The following is a 17,994-nucleotide window of genomic DNA, read 5'->3' as shown; positions in this document are numbered from 1 at the left end:
AGCGAGTCTACGAGTGCCGGTCGGGGCTGGGAGACTGCCGCCGATGTCCGACGCAAGGCCCCCGCACCAGCAACCGCCCGCCCCGATCGTCCCGCGCCTGGGACCGCCCGGCCTGCCCGTGGTGGTGACCGCCGCCCTGTGGTCCACCGCGATGCTGCGCGGCAAGCTCGACCCCGATGACCTCACCGACCGTGCCGCACAGGCCGTGGAGGCGGTGACGCCCGCGGCCGCGCACTTCCTCGGCACCACCGTGGCCACCTGGCGCGACGTGGGCGAGCAGACGGTGCTGGCCGTGCTGCCCCGCCCCGGCCGGCCCGGGCGCTTCCCGGTGGGGCCGCAGGCGCTCGGGGCCTCCATGGCCGACGACGCCGTGGGGGTGCTGCTGGCCCCGTTGCTGGGCGAGGGCGTGGTGCTGCGCCTCGAGCCGTTCGGCCACGCGCTGGACGGCGGGTGGCTGCTGGACGTCGAGCCCATCGCGTGCACCCCGGTGCCCGCGCCCCGGCTGGAGGCCGTGGACCTGCGCGGCACGCAGCGCGCCCTGGCTGAGGCGACGCGGCGCGGCCTGGAGGTGCTCGAGCCGCTCGGCGACACGCCGGTGTGGGCCGGGCAGCGGGCCGGGGGCCCGGCGGTGAGCACCGCGGGTGACCTGCCGCCCGGCATCGAGCCGGAGGTGCTGGACCTGCTGGAGCGCGCCGCGGTGGTGGCCACCCTGACCACCGAGGGGCGCGACACGCACGCGGTGCACGGCGAGGCCACCCGCGCCCGCCACGAGGCCATGGCGCGGCTGCACCACGCCGCGCTGGACGCCCTCGAGGAGGGAACCCTTGTGGCCGGACGGGGCCTGCGCCGGAAGGCTTCCGGCGGCCCGCGCTGACGGCCCCGCGGGCCGGCACGTGCGGGTCGGGTCACCTAACATTGCTCCATGTCCCCGCAGGTCCCCTCTGTCCCCGTGCCCGCCAAGACCGCCACCGGTCCCGTGCGGCGCCTGCTCATCGTCGGTGGCGCCGAGGACCGGCGGGACATGATGAAGGTGCACCGCCGGTTCGTGGCCCTGGCCGGCGGGCAGGACTCCCGGGTGGCGGTCGTGCCCACCGCCTCCTCCTTCCACCGCGAGGCCGGTGAGACCTACTCCACGCTCTTCGAGCGCCTCGGGGCCGCCGAGACCGAGGTGGTCTCCCCGCGCGACCGGCAGGACGCCCACGAGCAGAAGTGGGTCGACGCCCTGGACCGCGCGACCGGCGTGTTCCTCACCGGCGGCAACCAGCTCAAGCTCAGCCAGTTCCTCGTGGGCACCCCCGTGGGCGATGCCCTCGTCCGTGCCCACGAGCGTGGCGCCGTGGTGGGCGGCACGTCCGCCGGCGCGTCGATCCTCAGCCGGTTCATGATCAGCGACGGCGAGGAGGGCCTGACCCCGCACCAGGGCGCCAGCAAGCTCTCGCAGGGCCTCGACCTCGTGCCGGACATCATCCTCGACCAGCACTTCAGCCAGCGCGGGCGCTACGGACGCCTCATGGCGATGGTGTCGGTCTCCCCCGCGCTCATGGGCATCGGCATCGACGAGGACACCGCCGTGGAGCTGGCCACCGGCACCACCGCCGACGGGCACGAGGTGCGCGAGTTCTCCGTGCACGGTGCCGGCGGGGTCTTCCTCGTGGACGGCTCGCACGCGGTCTCCGACGGCCACGAGGCCGCCCCGGGCGCCCCGCTGCTGCTCTCCGGTGCCGTGGTGCACTCCCTGCCGGCCGGCTCGCTGTTCGACCTCGACGCGCGCCGCCTCGTGCACTTCGTGGAGCAGCACCCCCAGGACGACGCGCGCTACGCCGTGCGCCAGGAGGCCTCCGAGATCTCCCGGCTGGAACACGCCAGCGAACACGCCCACGACGTGGAGGAGGACGCCGAGGCGCTCTCGGCAGCAGCCGACGTGCGCCGCGCCCAGCTCCACCTGACCCGAGCGGAGCAGTGATGAACGCCCAGCAGAACCCGGCCCCGACGGTCGACGAGGGGCCCGCCCCCACCCTGCAGGTGGTGTCCGCCAAGACCTACCGCGGCGCCAACCTGTGGTCCTACCGCCAGGCCATGCACTTCGTGGTGGACCTGGGCGTGCTCGAGCAGTACCCCTCCAGTGCCATCGACGGCTTCACCGACCGCCTCCTGGAGATGGTGCCCGGACTGCACGAGCACGGCTGCTCGCTGGGCCGGAAGGGCGGCTTCGTGGAGCGCCTGCACGACGGCACGTGGATGGGGCACATCGCCGAGCACGTGTCCCTGGAGCTGCAGAACCTGGCCGGCCACCGCGTCACCCGCGGCAAGACCCGCTCGGTGCCCGGCCACCCCGGCCGCTACAACATGATCTTCGCCTACCAGGAGGAGCGCGTCGGCCGCGCCGCCGGTGAGTTCGCGGTGCGCATCGTGAACCACTCGGTGGACCCGCAGGCCGCGCCGCTGGACTTCTCCGCCGAGCTCGACGACTTCCTGCGGCTGGCCCAGCGCACCGCCTTCGGGCCGTCCACGCAGGCCATCATCGAGGAGGCCGAGTCCCGCGACATCCCGTGGATCCGGCTCAACCAGCACAGCTTCGTGCAGCTCGGCCAGGGCGTGCACGCCCAGCGCATCCGGGCCACGATGACCTCGCGCACCTCGGCGCTGGCCGTCGACGTGGCCGGCGACAAGTCCATGACCACCGCGCTGCTCTCCGGGGCCGGCCTGCCGGTGCCCCGGTCGGCCACCACGCGGGACAAGGAGGCCGCCGTCGAGCTCGCCGAGTCCATCGGGTATCCCGTGGTGGTCAAGCCGCTGGACGGCAACCACGGCCGCGGGGTCTGCCTGAACCTGCAGGACGCCGACGAGGTCCGCGAGGGCTTCGACACCGCCCTGGCCCAGTCGCGTCGCGGCATCGTGGTGGTGGAGTCCTACGTGGTGGGCAAGGACTACCGCTTCCTGGTGATCGGCGGCAAGCTCGCCGCCGTGGCCGAGCGCGTACCCGCCCAGGTGGTCGGCGACGGCACGAGCACCGTCCGGGAGCTGGTCGACCTCGCCAACCAGGACCCGCGCCGCGGCGTGGGCCACGAGAAGGTGCTCACCCGCATCGCGCTGGACGCGGCGGCCGAGGCCTACCTGGCCGAGCAGGGCCACTCCCCCGAGTCCGTGCCGGCCGCCGGCGAGGCCGTGCCGCTGGTGCGCACCGGCAACATGTCCACCGGCGGCATCTCCATCGACCGCACCTGGGAGGCGCACCCGGACAACATCGAGATCGCCGAGGAGGCCGCCCGCATCGTCGGGCTGGACATCGCCGGCATCGACTTCATGTGCCCGGACATCACCCAGTCGGTCTCCGAGGTGGGCGGTGCGATCGTGGAGGTCAACGCGGCCCCCGGCTTCCGCATGCACACCCACCCCACCGAGGGCGAGCCGCAGTTCATCGCCAAGCCGGTGCTCGATCTGCTCTTCCCGCCCGGCTCCCCGGCGCGCGTGCCGATCGTGGCCGTCACCGGCACCAACGGCAAGACCACCACCAGCCGCATGGTGGGCCACATCATGCGCGGCAGCGGCCGCCACGTCGGCATGACGAGCACCGACGGTGTGGCCATCAACGAGCGCCTGGTGATCCGCCGCGACGCCTCGGGCCCCAAGTCGGCGCGCACCGTGCTGCAGCACCCGCGCGTGGACTTCGCCGTGATGGAGGTGGCGCGCGGCGGCATCATCCGCGAGGGCCTGGGCTACGACAAGAACGACGTGGCCGTGGTGACCAACGTGACCGCCGACCACCTGGGCCTGGGTGGCGTGGACACCGTGGAGCAGCTGGCCGAGATCAAGAGCGTCATCGTCTCGGCCGTGCCCCGCAGCGGCTACGCCGTGCTCAACGCCGACGACCCGCTGGTGCGGCAGATGCGCAACCGCTGCCGCGGGCAGGTGGTGTGGTTCTCCATGGCCGAGCCGGGCAGCGCTGAGCGCGCGTTCGTGGAGAAGCGCCTCCTGCGCGGCGGCCTCGCGGTGCTGCTGGAACAGACCGAGCGCGGCGAGCGAATCGTGCTGGCCGAGGGCAAGCGGTGGATGCCGCTCACCTGGACGCACACCATCCCGGCCACCTACGGCGGCGCGGCCCGCTTCAACGTGGCCAACGCGATGGCGGCCGCCGGTGCCGCCTGGTGCTCCGGCGCCCCGCTGCACGACATCCGGGCCGGTCTGCGCTCCTTCGCGCCGGACTACTACCTCTCCCCCGGGCGCCTCAACCGCGTGGACGTCAACGGCGCCGAGGTGTACGTGGACTACGCGCACAACCCGGCCGGCATCGAGGCGCTGGGCCAGTTCGTGGTCAACCGGGCCGCGCAGCTGGGCGAGGACGACCAGGCCCCGCAGCGCATCGGCGTGGTGGGCGCCGCCGGCGACCGCCGTGATGACGACATCCGCGAGCTGGGCCGCATCGCGGCGCGCTACTTCGACCACCTGGTGGTCCGCGAGGACAAGAACCTGCGCCGCCGCCCGGCCGGTGAGTCGGCCCGCCTGGTGCTGGAGGGCGCCCGGGAGGTGGCCGAGGCCGAGGGACTGGCCGTCACCCTGCACGAGCAGCCCGACGAGCAGGAGGCCTGCAAGCTGGCGCTCGGCCTGGCCGAGCCCGGCGACGTGGTGGCGCTGGCGGTGGACCAGCACGCCGAGGTCATGCGCGGCCTGGAGGAGTTCACCCACCGCGCCCACCCGGCCCCCAAGGACGCCGGGCTCATGGTGGCCGACCCCGACCTCTCCTGAGGTCCCCCGCACCACCAGGGCGGCCGGTCCCCGGGTGGGGGCCGGCCGCCCTCGTGTACGCGGCGGGAGCGGGCGTCAGTCCGTGGCGGTACCGGTGAGCCGCTCGGAGAACTCCCAGTCACGCGGCGTGGTGCTGCGCCCCACCATCCAGCGGGCGGCGCGGACGGCGGCCTCCTCGGCCTGCCCCGCGTCGGCGCCGCTGAGGACGGCCAGGGCGGCCGCGGCGGTGGAGTCCTCGTAGCGCTCGGAGAGCTCCTGCGCCCAGGTGCGGGCCCGCTCGTGCTGTCCTGCGTCCCGCGCGGCCAGGGCGCGCTCCATGAGGCTCACGAAGCGGTGCGGCTCACGCAGCCCCAGGTCCAGGGCGCGCTCGTGCTCGCCGATGGCATCGTCGGTGCGGCCGGCGGCGTCCAGGGCGCGGGCCAGCTCGAAGTGCACCCGCGGGTCGCCGGCGTGCTCGGCGGTGAGCGCCTCGAGGGTCGCCGCGCGCTGGGCCGGCTCCTGGGCAGCGGCCTCCTCGAAGGCGCCGTCGAGCTCGTGCTGGCCGCGGGCCCGGCGCAGCAGCGAGGAGAGCTGGCGCGGGGTGATCGGCTCGGCACCCATCTCGTCGAGGGTGTCCCACACCTGCTGGCGCATGTCGTGCACGGTGAAGGCCAGCACGTCGCCGTCGCGCAGCGTGGGCAGCAGGCCGCGCATCGCCGAGACCTCGTCCGGGAAGGTGCCCGCGGGGACGGCGCCCACGCTGGCCAGGCCCTGGCGCATGTGGCCGAACACCTCGTCGGCCTCCCGGCCGCGCAGGTAGTGGTCCTTGGTCACAAGGTGGGTGCGGTCGGCCAGGCGACCGGCGATGGCGCCCATCCCCTCGAGGATCTCGCCGGTCCGGTCACCCAGCCCGCCGAGGGTGATGTGCACCTCCGAGCCCGGCAGGCGCAGCCCGTCGGCCACCTCCAGCACGGCCTCCACGCCGGCCTCGTTGTGCGCGAGGTCGCAGACCACCGTGGCCCAGCCGTCCTGCGTGCGCCAGCGGTAGATGTTCATGCGGGCCGGGTTCTGCTCGCGGCTCGCCAGGAAGGTGCGCAGCCCGTCCACCACCGCCTCGCGCGGCAGGCCCAGACCCAGCGCGGCGGCGGCCGCGGCCAGCACGTTGGCGGTGTTCACGCGGCTGATGCCGCCGATCGTCATCGGCACGTCGAGCAGCGAGACCAGGTGCACCGGGTCGCCGTAGCCGGTCACCAGCGCCACGTTGTTGTCGATGACGGTCATGCCCGCCCCGCCGGCCTCCACCGCCTCGCGCAGCGCGGGGCTGCTCGGGTCGAGGCTGAAGCACCAGATGCGGCCCGTGGCGCGGTGGCGCATGGCCCACACGCGCGGGTCGTCGCCGTTGAGCACCACCCAGCCGTCCGGCTTGGTGACGTGCGTGATGATCCCCTTGACCTCCGCCAGCTGGTCGAGGGTGTCGATGCCGTGCGTGCCCAGGTGGTCGGCTGAGACGTTGGTGACCACCGAGACGTCGTTGAAGGGCACCCCCATCCCCTTCTGCAGCAGGCCGCCGCGGGCGGTCTCCAGGATGCCGATCTCCACCCCGCCGGACTGCAGCGCGGTCCGGGCGCCCGAGGGGCCCGAGTAGTCGCCCTTGACCAGCCACTCGCCCTGGCGCAGCACGCCGTCGGTGGACGACCACGCCGTCACCTTGCCGGCCGTCATCGCGATGTGGGCCAGGATCCGCGTGGTGGTGGTCTTGCCGTTGGTGCCGGTGATCGAGGCGACCGGCACGGTCGGGCGCACGGTCTCCGGGCGGCGGCCCGGGTCGGCCTCGCGGACGGTGGTGGCGGCCTCCTCGAAGAGGCGGTCCCGCTCGCCCGGCTCCTCCCACAGGGCCTCCAGCAGAGGGCCCAGGGCCTCCCCCATCGCCCGGCCGGTCCCGGCGCGCCCCCAGCGGAAGGCGACCGTCACGTCGCCCCACTCCTTGCCGTCGCGCCCCCGCGCGGTGATGGCCCCCAGCCCTGCCCGCTGGCCCAGGGTGCGCAGCACGTGGCGCACCAGGCGGATGAGGAAGCGCTGGCGCTGCTCGCCGTGCGGCTGCCCCGGCGCGGTGCGCGTCATGCCCAGCGCGGCAGCCACCTCGAGGCACTGCTCGCGCGGCGCCTCGCTGATCACCGGCGCGGACAGCATCACCTTCACGGCAGCCCGCGTGTAGTACAGGTTGGGACCCTCGAGGAGCCGCACCTCGGACACCCGGACGTGGGGGGAAGTCATTGCGCCAGCCTACGGCCCGCCGCAGCCGCCGGCGACGGCACGAGAGGGCCCGGGCCGCGTGGGTTTCCTCACGCGACCCGGGCCCGGGTGTCAGCGGCTCACTGGCCGGTGGCGTGCACGCCACCGTCGACGTGGACGATCTCGCCGGTGGTGGCCGGGAACCAGTCGGAGAACAGGGCCACGCACGCGCGGGCGGCGGGCTCGGAGAGCTGGATGGACCAGCCGAGCGGGGCGCGGCCGTCCCAGCTCTCCTCGAACTGCGAGAAGCCGGGGATGGACTTGGCGGCCGTGGTGCGGATGGGGCCGGCCGAGACGAGGTTGCAGCGGATGCCGTCCGGGCCCAGGTCGCGGGCCAGGTAGCGGTTGACGGACTCGAAGGCGGCCTTGGCCACGCCCATCCAGTCGTACACCGGCCAAGCGTAGCGGCCGTCGAAGGTCAGGCCCACCACGGCCGAGCCCTCCACCATGAGCGGCTTCGCGGCCAGCGCCAGGGACTTCAGCGAGTAGGAGGAGACGTGCACCGCGGTGGAGACGTCCTCCCAGGTGGCCTCGAGGAAGTTGAAGGCGCCCTCGGGGGCGAAGCCGATGGAGTGCAGCACGCCGTGCAGCTCCGAGGTGTACTCCTTGAGGCGCTCGGCCAGGGAGTCCAGCTGCTCGGGGTCGGTCACGTCGAGCTCCACCACGGGGGCCTCGGCCGGCAGGCGGCGCGACATGGCCTGGGTGAGCTTCAGCCCGCGGCCGAAGCCGGTGAGGATCACGGTGGCGCCCTGCTCCTGGGCCAGGCGGGCCACGTGGAAGGCGATGGAGGACTCCATCAGCACGCCGGTGACCAGCAGCGTCTTGCCCGCCAGCAGGCCGGTGCCGGTGGGCGACTGCTCCATGGCGCCGGTGGTCTTGCGCTCGGGGGTGGTCTCGCTCATCAAGGGGTCCTCTCGCAGGTGGGGGTGGTGCGTGCGTTCGGGGGGGCTCAGTGACCCATGCCCAAGCCGCCGTCCACGGGCACGACGGCGCCCGAGACGTAGCCGGCGGCGTCGGAGGCCAGGAAGCCGACCACCTGGGCCACCTCGTCGGCCTCGGCGAAGCGGCCGGCCGGGATGCTGGCCAGGTAGGCGTCCTGACGCTCCTGCGGCAGGGCGTCGGTCATGTCGGTGCGGACGAAGCCCGGGGCCACCACGTTGGTGGTGATGCCGCGGGAGCCGAGCTCGCGCGTGAGCGCACGGGCAAGACCCACGAGGCCCGCCTTGGACGCGGCGTAGTTGGCCTGCCCGGGCGAGCCGTAGAGGCCCACCACGGAGCCGATGAGCAGCACCCGGCCGAACTTGCCGCGGATCATGCCCTTCTGGGCTGCGCGCACGCAGCGGAAGGCGCCGTGCAGGTTGGTGTCGAGCACCCCGGCGAAGTCCTCGTCCTTCATGCGCATGCTCAGGCCGTCGGCGGTGATGCCGGCGTTGGCCACGAGCACCTCGACGGTGCCGCCGAGGAGCTCCTCGGCCTGCTTGAAGGCGGCGTCCACCGAGGCGGTGTCGGTGACGTCGCAGGCGACGGCGCGCAGCCCCTCGGGGGCCTCGCCGCTGCGGGAGGTGACGACCACCTCGTGCCCCTCCTGCTGGAGGTGGCGGGCGATCGCCTCGCCGATGCCGCGGTTGCCGCCGGTGACCAGGGTGCGTCGTGAGGTGCTCATCGGCTGCACCCTAGACCGTGGCCGGGGCACTGTCCCCTTTCACGGTGCGCTGCGTCACACGTTCTGATGGCGCCGCCCGGCGGTGCCTCCGGTGGCCCCACGCCTACGACGCCCTGTCGTGCTCGCGGGCCCGGTGCGTAGACTCGGAGGCCTCATGGCCACCCCCTCCCAGCACCCGCGCCCCGGTTCCGGCGACCGCCGTCCGGTGGCCTCCGTGACCACCGCCTCGCCCTCGGCCCAGGTCGAGCGAGACCACCGGCTCAAGGTGTACCTGTGGCAGATGGGCCTGCGCATCGTCACCTTCCCCATCGGGGCGTGGCTCATCATCCAGCGCATCAGCGTGCCGGTGGGGGTCCTGCTGCTGGCCTTCGCGGTGCTCATCCCGTACATCGCCGTGGTCAAGGCCAACGCGCGCACCGTGGAGGCGCCCGGCGCCGGGCCGGACCAGGTGGGGCCGCGGGTGCGTCCGCTCGAGGCGCCGACCGAGCAGCCCACCGGGGCCCACCGGGGTCCGGAGGTCGTCGTCGGCGACGTGGTCGATGACTGAGCGGCCCGGCTCCCCTGTCGGCGAGGTGGTGTGCAGCGCCACCGGCTGCCGCGCGGCCGGGGTGCACGCCATCGTGTGGAACAACCCCGCCCTGCACGCTCCCGACCGGCGCAAGGTGTGGACCGCGTGCGACGGACACCTGCAGCACCTGCAGGACTTCGTGGCCGTGCGCGGCTTCCACCGCGAGACCGTGGGCGTGCACGAGCTGACCGGGAAGGACGGATGATGCGCGACTGGCTGCGCATGGCCCTGAGGCCGAAGTGGATCGCTCTGCTGCTCGTGGCGCTGCTGGTGTGCGGCGTCTTCGTGCGCCTGGGGCTGTGGCAGTGGCACCGGCACGAGCACAAGCAGGCGGCCGTGCACCGCATCGAGACCCACCGCGACGCCGCCCCGCGCCCGTACACCGAACTGGTGCGCCCCGACGGGTCCTACGAGTACGACGACGAGTGGACGCCCGTGCGGCTGACCGGCCACTACCTGCCCGAGAAGCAGACGCTCGTGCGCAACCGCCCGCACTTCGGCACGGCCAGCAAGTCCACCTACGGGTACGAGGTGCTCGTGCCCTTCCAGCCCGACGAGGGCCCCGCCGTCGTGGTGAACCGGGGCTGGGTGGCCAACGCCAACGACGCGCAGACACTGCCCGAGGTGCCCGCCCCGCCGAAGGGCACCACCGAGCTCGTGGCCTGGCTGCGGCCCAGCGAGCCCGCCCGCGACCGCGACCTGCCGGCCGGCCAGGTCGACATGGTGAACACCGACGAGGTGGAGCGCTCCACCGGCGTACAGCTGGCCGACCCCTTCCTGCTGCTCAAGGAGGACGGCTCCTCGCAGCGCCCCGAGCCGCTCGACCCGCCGGAGACCGACCTCGGCCCGCACCAGGCGTACGCCTACCAGTGGTGGCTCGCCACGCTCTTCCCGGTGGGGCTGTGGGTGTTCTCGGTGCGCAACGCCGTGTTCACCGAGCTCTCGCCCGAGGAACAGCGCCGCCGCCGGGCCGAGAGGGCCGCGCGGAGGAAGACCCGCATCTGGGACGAGGAGGACGGCTGAGGGGCGCTCCCCCATCGGACCGGGGCGGGGCACCGGCCCCGCGCGGTCAGGCCAGGGTGACGAGCTCCAGGTAGCTGGCGTTCCACAGGTCCTCGATCCCGTCGGGCAGCAGGAGCACGCGCTCGGGGTTGAGCGCCTCCACGGCGCCCTCGTCGTGGCTCACGAGCACCACGGCGCCCTCGTAGTGCGCCAGCGCCTCGAGGATCTCCGCGCGGCTGGCGGGGTCGAGGTTGTTGGTGGGCTCATCCAGCAGCAGCAGGTTGGCGCCGGAGACCACGAGCATCGCCAGCGAGAGGCGCGTCTTCTCCCCACCGGAGAGCACCCCGGCGGGCTTGTCCACGTCATCGCCGCTGAACAGGAACGAGCCGAGCACCTTGCGGACGTTCGTCTCGTCGAGGTCCGGGGCGCTGGACTTCATGTTCTCCAGCACGGTGCGGTCGGTGTCGAGGTTCTCGTGCTCCTGGGCGTAGTAGCCCACGCGCAGGCCGTGGCCGGGGGTGATCTCGCCGGTGTCCGGGGCGTCGACGCCGGCCAGCATCCGCAGCAGCGTGGTCTTGCCGGCGCCGTTGAGGCCCAGGACGACCACCTTGGAGCCGCGGTCGATGGCGAGGTCCACGTCGGTGAAGATCTCCAGCGAGCCGTAGGAGCGGGACAGGCCGCGGGCCATGAGCGGGGTGCGGCCGCAGGGGGCCGGGGTGGGGAAGCGCAGCGAGGCCACCTTGTCGGCCTGCCGCTCCCCCTCGAGGCCCTCCACGAGGCGGTCGGCGCGCTTGAGCATGTTCTGCGCGGCGGTGGCCTTGGTGGCCTTGGCGCGCATCTTGTCGGCCTGGGAGCGCAGCGCCTCGGCCTTCTTGGTGGCGTTGGCCAGCTCCCGCTTCCGGCGGTGCTCGTCGAGCTCGCGCTGCTTGAGGTAGGCCTTCCAGCCCAGCGAGTACTGGTCGAGCACGCTGCGGTTGGCGTCCAGGTGGAAGACCTTGTTCACCACGGCATCGAGCAGGTCCACGTCGTGGCTGATGACGATGAGGCCGCCCGCGTAGTTCCTCAGGTGGTCGCGCAGCCAGGCGATGGAGTCGGCGTCCAGGTGGTTGGTGGGCTCGTCGAGCAGGAGGGTCTCGGCGTCGCTGAACAGGATGCGGGCCAGCTCGATGCGGCGGCGCTGTCCACCGGAGAGGGTGGCGAGCTCCTGGTCGAGGATGCGCCCGGGCAGGCCGAGCGCGCTGGAGATGGTGGCGGCCTCGGACTCCGCGGCGTACCCGCCGGCGGCCTCGAACTCCACGGTGGCACGGTCGTAGCGGCGCATGGCCTTCTCGCGGACGGCCGGGTCGTCGCTGGCCATCTCGGCCTCGGCCTTCTCGCGGCGGCGCACGATGTCCTCCATGCCGCGTGCCGAGAGGATGCGGGCGCGGCCGGTGACCTGCAGGTCGCCGGTGCGGGGGTCCTGGGGCAGGTAGCCCACCGGGGCGGAGCTGTGGATGGTGCCGGCGGCCGGGAGGGTCTCCCCCGCGAGCGCCTTGGTCATGGTGGTCTTGCCCGCACCGTTGCGGCCGACCAGCCCGATGCGGTCCCCGGCGCCCACGCGGAAGTTGGTGGGCTCGAGCAGCAGACGGGGGCCGGCGCGCAGCTCGAGGCCGGACACGGTGATCACGGGGGTGCTCCTGGGGGTGGTGGGCGGTGCGGCAGCGCGCCAGTCTACGGGCCGCGGCGGATGGGGCCGACCGGTTTTCGTGGAGACTGCGGGCTCCTTCGCGGCCGGGGCGACTTCCGCACCGGTGCTGAACTCGGTATGGCACGGGCCGACTTCGGCACCGGTGCTGAACTCGACTGTCGAGAACCGCACCGGTGCGGACCTCACTGCACGTGTCAGTCCGAAACCGGCACCGGTGCTGAACTGGGCTGGGGTGTCAGGTCGAGAACCGCACCGGTGCGGAGGTCGCGGCGGGGACGCCGGGCCCCGGGTGCCTACGATGCGCGCATGGTCGACCTCACCGCATCGGATGCCCGCACCGTCGTGCTGCTCGAGGGGGTGAGCGACGTCGCCGCCGTCCGCGCCCTCATGGAGGCCCAGGGCATCGACGGTGCCGCGGTGCAGCTGGTCTCGCTCGACGGGGCGACCAACTGGAACCGCGTGCTCAAGGAGCTGCGCCTGCTGCGCGGCGACGTGGACGTGCTCGGCCTGGTGGACCAGAACGAGGCCCACCCCGCCGTCCGGGCCCTCACCGACGACGGTCTGCCGGTGCAGGACGCCACCGACCTCCCCGTCTACGGGGTCTTCGTCTGCGAGGCCGACCTGGAGGACGAGCTGATCCGCGCCCTGGGCCCCGAGGGTGCCCGCGCCGCGCTGGAGGCGGCCGGCCTCGGCGGCAAGTTCGAGGCCTTCCAGAGCCAGGGCGACTGGGGCGAGCGCACCCTGGCCGACCAGCTCCACCGCTTCTGCGGCGCCGCCTCGGGGCGCAAGGCCCAGGCGGCCGGGGTGCTGGCAGGCGCACTGGACGCCGACGAGGTGCCCGAGCCGCTGCAGATGCTCCTGGACCGCCTGCGCTGGGCATGAGCGGAGGCCCCGTCCGATGGTGGACGGGGCCTCGCGCCGGAGTGGGCGGTGGTGGCGTTCAGCCGAGGAAGAGCTTGCTCGCCTTCTCCACGGTGAACCACAGCCCATAGGCCAGCGGCAGCACCACCAGCGCCCAGGCCACGGCCACCAGCAGCGGCGAGGTGGTGGTGCGCGCCCCGGCGTCGACGGGGCCGCCCGCCGCCGCACCGGCCTGCTCGGCGGCAGTCCGCTCCCCGTGGCGCGGGCCGGCCACCTCGTCGGCGTGGCGCTCGGCCACCGGGCGCACCAGCAGGTTGGCCACGAAGCCGACGGCGAGCACGCCCACCATCGTGAAGAGGGCCGGGCGGTAGTCCGAGGCGGTCATGGTGCCCGGCTCGCCGGCGCGGTCGAGCACGGAGTTGACGATCAGCGGCCCGGCCACGCCGGCAGCAGCCCACGCGGTGAGCAGACGGCCGTGGATGGCGCCGACCTCGAGGGTGCCGAAGAGGTCCTTGAGGTAGGCCGGGACGGTGGCGAACCCGCCGCCGTAGAAGCTGATGATGAGCGCGGCCAGGGCCACGAACACCACCGGGCTCGTCCCCCCGAAGAGCGCCAGCAGTGCGAACGCCGCGAGGCCCACGCCGAGGTACATCGTGTACGTGGCGCGGCGGCCGATGTGGTCGCTCGTGGTGGACCACACGAACCGCCCGCCCATGTTGGCCAGGGACAGCAGACCCACGAACCCGCCGGCCGCGGCCGCGGTGACGGTGGACGACCCGCCCTCGGTGCGGAAGAAGTCCTGGATCATGGGCGCCGCCTGCTCGAGGATGCCGATGCCGGCGGTCACGTTGGTGAACAGCACCACCCACAGCAGCCAGAACTGCGGCGTGCGGATGGCGGTGCCGGCGCGCACGAGCACGCCGTTGGTGGCCGGCACGTGGTGGGCGGCGTCGTCGTCGCCGAAGCCCTGCGGCAGGCGCATGAGGGCCACGCCCACCATCATGAGCACGAGGTAGCCGGCGCCCAGGGTGAGGAAGGTGGAGCTCAGCGCGTGCCCGCTGGCGAAGGAACCCGGCGTGGTGGGGCTGTAGGCCGGGTCGAAGGCCGAGAGCAGGCGGTTGGACAGCGGCGAGGCGAGCAGCGCACCACCGCCGAAGCCCATGATGGCCATGCCGGTGGCCAGGCCCGGCCGGTCGGGGAACCACTTCATGAGCGTGGACACCGGCGAGATGTACCCGATGCCCAGGCCGATGCCGCCGATGACGCCGTAGCCCAGGTACAGCAGCCACAGCTGGCCGGTGGAGATGCCGAACGACCCGACCACGAAGCCGGTGGCCCAGCACAGCGCCGCCACGAACATGGCGCGGCGTGGGCCGTTGCGCTCCACCCAGGTGCCGAAAGCGGCCGCGGAGAGGCCCAGCACCACGATGGCGATGCTGAACACCCACGCGACGGCCGTCTGGCTGGAGCCGAAGTGGTGCACGAGCGAGGACTTGAAGACCGAGAAGGCGTAGACCTGCCCGATGGACAGGTGCACCGCCAGTGCGGCGGGCGGGATGAGCCACTTGCTGTAGCCGGGTCCGGCGACGGACTCGGCCTTGCCGAGGAAGGCCGAGGGAACTCCTGGGGGCAGAGGGGACGGGCGTGCGACGGCCCGCGAGGGTGGCCCATGGTGACACGGCTCACGCCGTGGGGTCGATGCCGTGGAGCCGGGCGGGTGGGCCGCACCCGGGCTACGCTGAACCGACACCTCACCGGCACACAGGCAGGACCCCCACATGACCTTCAACGACAACGCGAACCTGGACACCTCGCAGGTCTCCGGCGGAGGGGGCGGCGGTGGCTTCGGCCGCGGCGCCGTCATCGGCGGTGGTGGCGGCATCGGCGGTCTCGTCCTGCTGCTGCTGGTGTACTTCCTGGGCGGTGGCGACATGCTCGGTGGCGGCGGTGGGGGTGGCTCCCAGAGCCAGGGTGGCAACTGGAACTTCGGCGGCGGGTCGGTGCAGGCCCAGCAGGACACGGGGTCGTTCGGCAAGGGCACGGGCGACTTCTCGCACTGCAAGACGGGCAAGGACGCCAACGACCACACCGACTGCCGCGTCATCGGCACGGTGAACTCCGTGCAGGACTACTGGTCCAAGGCCCTGCCGCAGGATGTCAACGAGCAATACCGCAAGGCCACCACGGTGATCTACAACGGCCGCACGCAGAGCCAGTGCGGCACCGCCTCCAACGAGGTGGGCCCGTTCTACTGCCCGGTGGACGAGAAGATCTACATCGACCCGGCCTTCTTCTCCGAGCTCGACAAGTTCGGCCTGGAGAACCCGGAGAACAAGAACCTGGCGCAGATGTACATCGTGGCCCACGAGTACGGCCACCACGTGCAGAACATTCTGGGCCTGCTGGGCGAGGCGCAGAAGGATGCGAAGGGTGCCGAGTCCGGAGCCGTGAAGGTGGAGCTCATGGCCGACTGCCTGGCCGGCGTGTGGGTGAAGAACGCCGACAGCACCCAGGACGCCGAGGGCAACACCCTCATCCAGAAGGTGACCCAGGAGCAGATCAACCAGGCCCTGGAGGCGGCGGCGGCCGTGGGTGACGACAACATCCAGCAGCGCAGCGGCCGCGGTGTGAACCCGGAGGGCTTCACGCACGGCACCTCCGAGCAGCGCCAGCGCTGGTTCATGGCCGGCTACGACGGTGGCACGGCCAACTCGTGCAACACCTTCAAGGCCGAGAACCTCTGAGCCACCCCGTATCCGGCGGCCCGTTCCAGAGGGGGGGACGGGCCGCCGTCGTGTGCCCACGGTCACCCGGCTGAAGGCGTTCCCCACCTTTGGTCACTGATAAGATGACGTCATGCCACTCCCCCTGACACGTCGTCTGCACGTGGACCTGGGGCGTTCCCCGGCGTTCCGATGTTGAGCCGCTGAGCTCCGTCGACCCCGCCGGTCCGCCCGGCTCCCCCTGTGCACTCCCCCATCGCCCGTCCCCGTCCGTCGGGGTCCGGGCCGATGCCGTGTGCGCGCCCTCGAAAGGATCCCTCGTGTCCACCTCCTCCCCCGCCGCCACCGCGGCAGCGCCCGCCCGCCGCGGCTGGCGCCCCTCCTTCGGCCAGCAGATCCTGCTCGGCCTGCTCGCCGGCCTGGTGCTCGGCGCCCTCGCCAAGAGCATGGGCGGCACCGCCGAGAACCCCAACTGGCTCACCGAGACCCTCACCATCGTGGGGTCCACCTTCGTGACCCTGCTCAAGACCCTCGTGCCGCCGCTGATCTTCCTGGCCGTCGTCGCCTCGGTGGCCAACCTGCGCGCCGTGGGCAACGCCGCCCGCCTGGCCGGTCAGACCCTGCTGTGGTTCGGCATCACCGCGCTGGCCTCGGTGACCATCGGCATCGTGCTCTCGCTGATCACCCGCCCCGGCGCCCACACCACCGTCTCGCGTGACGCCGCGGCCGCCCCTGACAGCAGCGGCTCGTGGCTGGACTTCCTCACCGGTATCGTGCCCACCAACTTCCTGGGCATCTCCGCCAAGGCGGGCGAGGCCGGCGAGATCACCATGGGCTTCAACGCCCTGCAGATCGTGGTCATCGCGCTGGCCGTCGGCATCGCCGCGGTGAAGGTGGGCGAGGAGGCCGAGCCCTTTCTCGGCTTCGCCCGCTCGGCCCTGGCCATCGTGCAGAAGATCCTCTGGTGGGTCATCCTGCTCGCGCCCATCGGCACCGCCGGCCTCATCGGCAAGGCCGTGGCCACCTACGGCTGGGAGACCATGGGCAGCCTGGGCATCTTCGTGGCCACCCTCTACGTGGGCCTGGCGCTCGTGACCTTCGGCCTGTACCCGCTGCTGCTCAAGGCCCACGGGCTCTCGGTGCGCCAGTGGTTCTCCGGGGCGTGGCCGGCCATCCAGCTCGGCTTCGTCTCCCGCTCCTCGCTGGGCACGATGCCGCTCACCCAGCGCGTCACCGAGCGCAACCTGGGTGTCTCCCCCAGCTACGCCTCGTTCGCCATCCCGTTCGGCGCCACCACCAAGATGGACGGCTGCGCCTCGGTCTACCCGGCGGTCGCGGCGATCTTCGTGGCCCAGTTCTTCGGGGTGGAGCTCGGGCTGACGGACTACCTGCTCATCGTCGTGGTCTCCGTGCTGGGCTCCGCGGCCACCGCGGGCCTCACCGGCGCCACGGTGATGCTCACGCTGACCCTCTCCACCCTGGGCCTGCCGCTGGAGGGCGTGGGCCTGCTGCTGGCCATCGACCCGATCATCGACATGGGCCGCACCGCCACCAACGTGGCCGGCCAGACCGTGGTGGCCGCCATCGTGGCCCTGCGCGAGGGGCTGCTGGACCGCGACCTCTACGACGCCGAGCGCACCGGTGAGGCCTACGTGCCCGAGCACGACGAGGCCGGTGCCGAGGCCGCGCCGGCCGAGGTCCTCTCGGACGGCGGCGCCCGTCGCGCGGACGAGCTCGTGCCCGCCTGAGGCACGACTCCGCCCGCCGCGCCGACGAGCTCGTGCCCGTCTGAGGCCCGCTCCCCTGCGCTGCTGCGCACGTCCTGACGCCCGCGTCCCCACCAGGGGCCGTGGGCGTCGGCGTCTTCAGAGCCCGAGCCGGCGAGGCCGATTCCGGGCGTGGCCCACCCCCGACGGTGTACGTGGGTCGGGCCGGCCAGCCACGCGCGCCCGTTAGGGCATCCACGGCGCGCCCGGCAGGGCCAGCAACGGCGTATGGGGAACAGGGTGCTCGCGGGAGGGGTGTCCTATCACCTGATAGGTCGACCGAATCGCAGTCACCCGCCTGCGTATCGGTCGACCTATCGCGCGATAGGACACCCCTTTCGCCCGCGCCCCTTTCGCCCGCGCCCCTCCCGGGCGGCGCTCCTGCCGGGAGGGCCCTCCGTGGAGAAGCAAGCCGGGCGTCGGGCAGCAGTTCGGGATCTGTCAACACCGCGCCCGGCACTCGGCGCACGGGAAGGGCGGCGCGGCACGGGAAAGGTGTTGGCCGCACTGGATGGGTGGTGGCCGCACGGCAAAGGCGCTCGCCGCACGGGATGGTGCGCGTGCGGAGAGCACGCGTCGCGTGCGCGGCGAGGTTTCGCGTGCGCGCCGCCACGAACGCGCAGGACCCCCGCGCGGGATCAGGACGCCCGTGTCAGAGCACGGGGATGCTGACCTCACGCGGGGGTCCTGCGGCGAGGGTGGCGCGTGCC

General features: G+C 73.1%; 14 protein-coding genes. 9 read left to right on the top strand and 5 right to left on the bottom strand.

Features of this window, described 5'->3' with window-relative positions; translation table 11 throughout:
- The first annotated feature begins 43 nt into the window (after positions 1–43).
- Genes ACFFHC_RS07295 through cphA form a run of 3 tightly spaced genes read left to right on the top strand, consistent with a single transcriptional unit; the run spans position 44 to position 4,743 of the window.
- Positions 44–874, top strand: a complete 831-nt coding sequence (locus ACFFHC_RS07295; protein ID WP_379804196.1) for an Rv1486c family protein — start codon at positions 44–46, stop codon at positions 872–874.
- Positions 875–922: 48 nt separating this feature from the next.
- Positions 923–1,963, top strand: a complete 1,041-nt coding sequence (locus ACFFHC_RS07290) for a cyanophycinase (protein ID WP_238138100.1) — start codon at positions 923–925, stop codon at positions 1,961–1,963.
- On the top strand, positions 1,963–4,743 hold the full coding sequence (gene cphA / locus ACFFHC_RS07285) for a cyanophycin synthetase (RefSeq protein ID WP_070704685.1): 2,781 nt from the start codon (positions 1,963–1,965) through the stop codon (positions 4,741–4,743). Before ACFFHC_RS07290 ends, cphA begins: the two co-directional genes overlap by 1 nt.
- A 75-nt stretch (positions 4,744–4,818) precedes the next feature.
- Here the strand turns inward: cphA and ACFFHC_RS07280 are convergent, their stop codons facing one another.
- The 3 genes from ACFFHC_RS07280 to fabG all read right to left on the bottom strand — a co-directional run bounded on the left by ACFFHC_RS07280 (position 4,819) and on the right by fabG (position 8,677).
- Positions 4,819–6,996: a Mur ligase family protein gene (locus ACFFHC_RS07280; protein WP_141494547.1), complete on the bottom strand. Its 2,178-nt coding sequence runs from the start codon at positions 6,994–6,996 to the stop codon at positions 4,819–4,821.
- A gap of 98 nt (positions 6,997–7,094) precedes the next feature.
- Positions 7,095–7,877 carry an enoyl-ACP reductase FabI gene (gene fabI, locus ACFFHC_RS07275; RefSeq protein ID WP_379804545.1) on the bottom strand — a complete coding sequence of 261 codons (783 nt, stop codon included), beginning with the start codon at positions 7,875–7,877 and terminating at the stop codon, positions 7,095–7,097.
- An 86-nt stretch (positions 7,878–7,963) separates the two neighbouring features.
- Positions 7,964–8,677 carry a 3-oxoacyl-ACP reductase FabG gene (fabG, locus tag ACFFHC_RS07270; protein WP_070705502.1) on the bottom strand — a complete coding sequence of 238 codons (714 nt, stop codon included), beginning with the start codon at positions 8,675–8,677 and terminating at the stop codon, positions 7,964–7,966.
- A gap of 154 nt (positions 8,678–8,831) precedes the next feature.
- On the opposite strand from fabG, the gene ACFFHC_RS07265 reads away from it, so the two are divergent.
- The 3 genes from ACFFHC_RS07265 to ACFFHC_RS07255 are packed head-to-tail and all read left to right on the top strand — an operon-like array spanning position 8,832 to position 10,268.
- Positions 8,832–9,224, top strand: coding sequence for a DUF3099 domain-containing protein (locus ACFFHC_RS07265; protein ID WP_070705501.1), 393 nt, complete (start codon positions 8,832–8,834; stop codon positions 9,222–9,224).
- Positions 9,217–9,450: a hypothetical protein gene (locus ACFFHC_RS07260; protein WP_070705500.1), complete on the top strand. Its 234-nt coding sequence runs from the start codon at positions 9,217–9,219 to the stop codon at positions 9,448–9,450. Before ACFFHC_RS07265 ends, ACFFHC_RS07260 begins: the two co-directional genes overlap by 8 nt.
- Positions 9,450–10,268 (top strand): SURF1 family cytochrome oxidase biogenesis protein, encoded by an 819-nt coding sequence (locus ACFFHC_RS07255; protein ID WP_070705499.1) that lies wholly within the window; start codon positions 9,450–9,452, stop codon positions 10,266–10,268. The genes ACFFHC_RS07260 and ACFFHC_RS07255 overlap by 1 nt, the downstream gene beginning before the upstream one ends.
- A 46-nt stretch (positions 10,269–10,314) precedes the next feature.
- Here ACFFHC_RS07255 and ACFFHC_RS07250 read toward each other — a convergent pair whose 3' ends face one another.
- Positions 10,315–11,913 (bottom strand): ABC-F family ATP-binding cassette domain-containing protein, encoded by a 1,599-nt coding sequence (locus tag ACFFHC_RS07250; protein WP_070705498.1) that lies wholly within the window; start codon positions 11,911–11,913, stop codon positions 10,315–10,317.
- Positions 11,914–12,240: 327 nt separating this feature from the next.
- On the opposite strand from ACFFHC_RS07250, the gene ACFFHC_RS07245 reads away from it, so the two are divergent.
- Positions 12,241–12,816 (top strand): toprim domain-containing protein, encoded by a 576-nt coding sequence (locus tag ACFFHC_RS07245; protein ID WP_070705497.1) that lies wholly within the window; start codon positions 12,241–12,243, stop codon positions 12,814–12,816.
- 58 nt (positions 12,817–12,874) lie between these two features.
- Here the strand turns inward: ACFFHC_RS07245 and ACFFHC_RS07240 are convergent, their stop codons facing one another.
- Positions 12,875–14,428: an OFA family MFS transporter gene (locus ACFFHC_RS07240; protein WP_379804542.1), complete on the bottom strand. Its 1,554-nt coding sequence runs from the start codon at positions 14,426–14,428 to the stop codon at positions 12,875–12,877.
- A gap of 145 nt (positions 14,429–14,573) precedes the next feature.
- Between ACFFHC_RS07240 and ypfJ the strand changes: the two genes are divergently transcribed.
- On the top strand, positions 14,574–15,539 hold the full coding sequence (gene ypfJ, locus ACFFHC_RS07235) for a KPN_02809 family neutral zinc metallopeptidase (protein ID WP_070705806.1): 966 nt from the start codon (positions 14,574–14,576) through the stop codon (positions 15,537–15,539).
- A 299-nt stretch (positions 15,540–15,838) separates the two neighbouring features.
- On the top strand, positions 15,839–17,266 hold the full coding sequence (locus tag ACFFHC_RS07230) for a dicarboxylate/amino acid:cation symporter (RefSeq protein WP_379804184.1): 1,428 nt from the start codon (positions 15,839–15,841) through the stop codon (positions 17,264–17,266).
- Positions 17,267–17,994 lie beyond the last annotated feature (728 nt).

The organism is Kytococcus schroeteri (assembly GCF_042433515.1).
In the GTDB taxonomy this organism is placed as follows: Bacteria; Actinomycetota; Actinomycetes; order Actinomycetales; family Dermatophilaceae; genus Kytococcus; species Kytococcus schroeteri.
The sequence above is the reverse complement of the archived record's forward strand: the minus strand, read 5'-3'. Positions and strand labels throughout refer to the sequence as shown.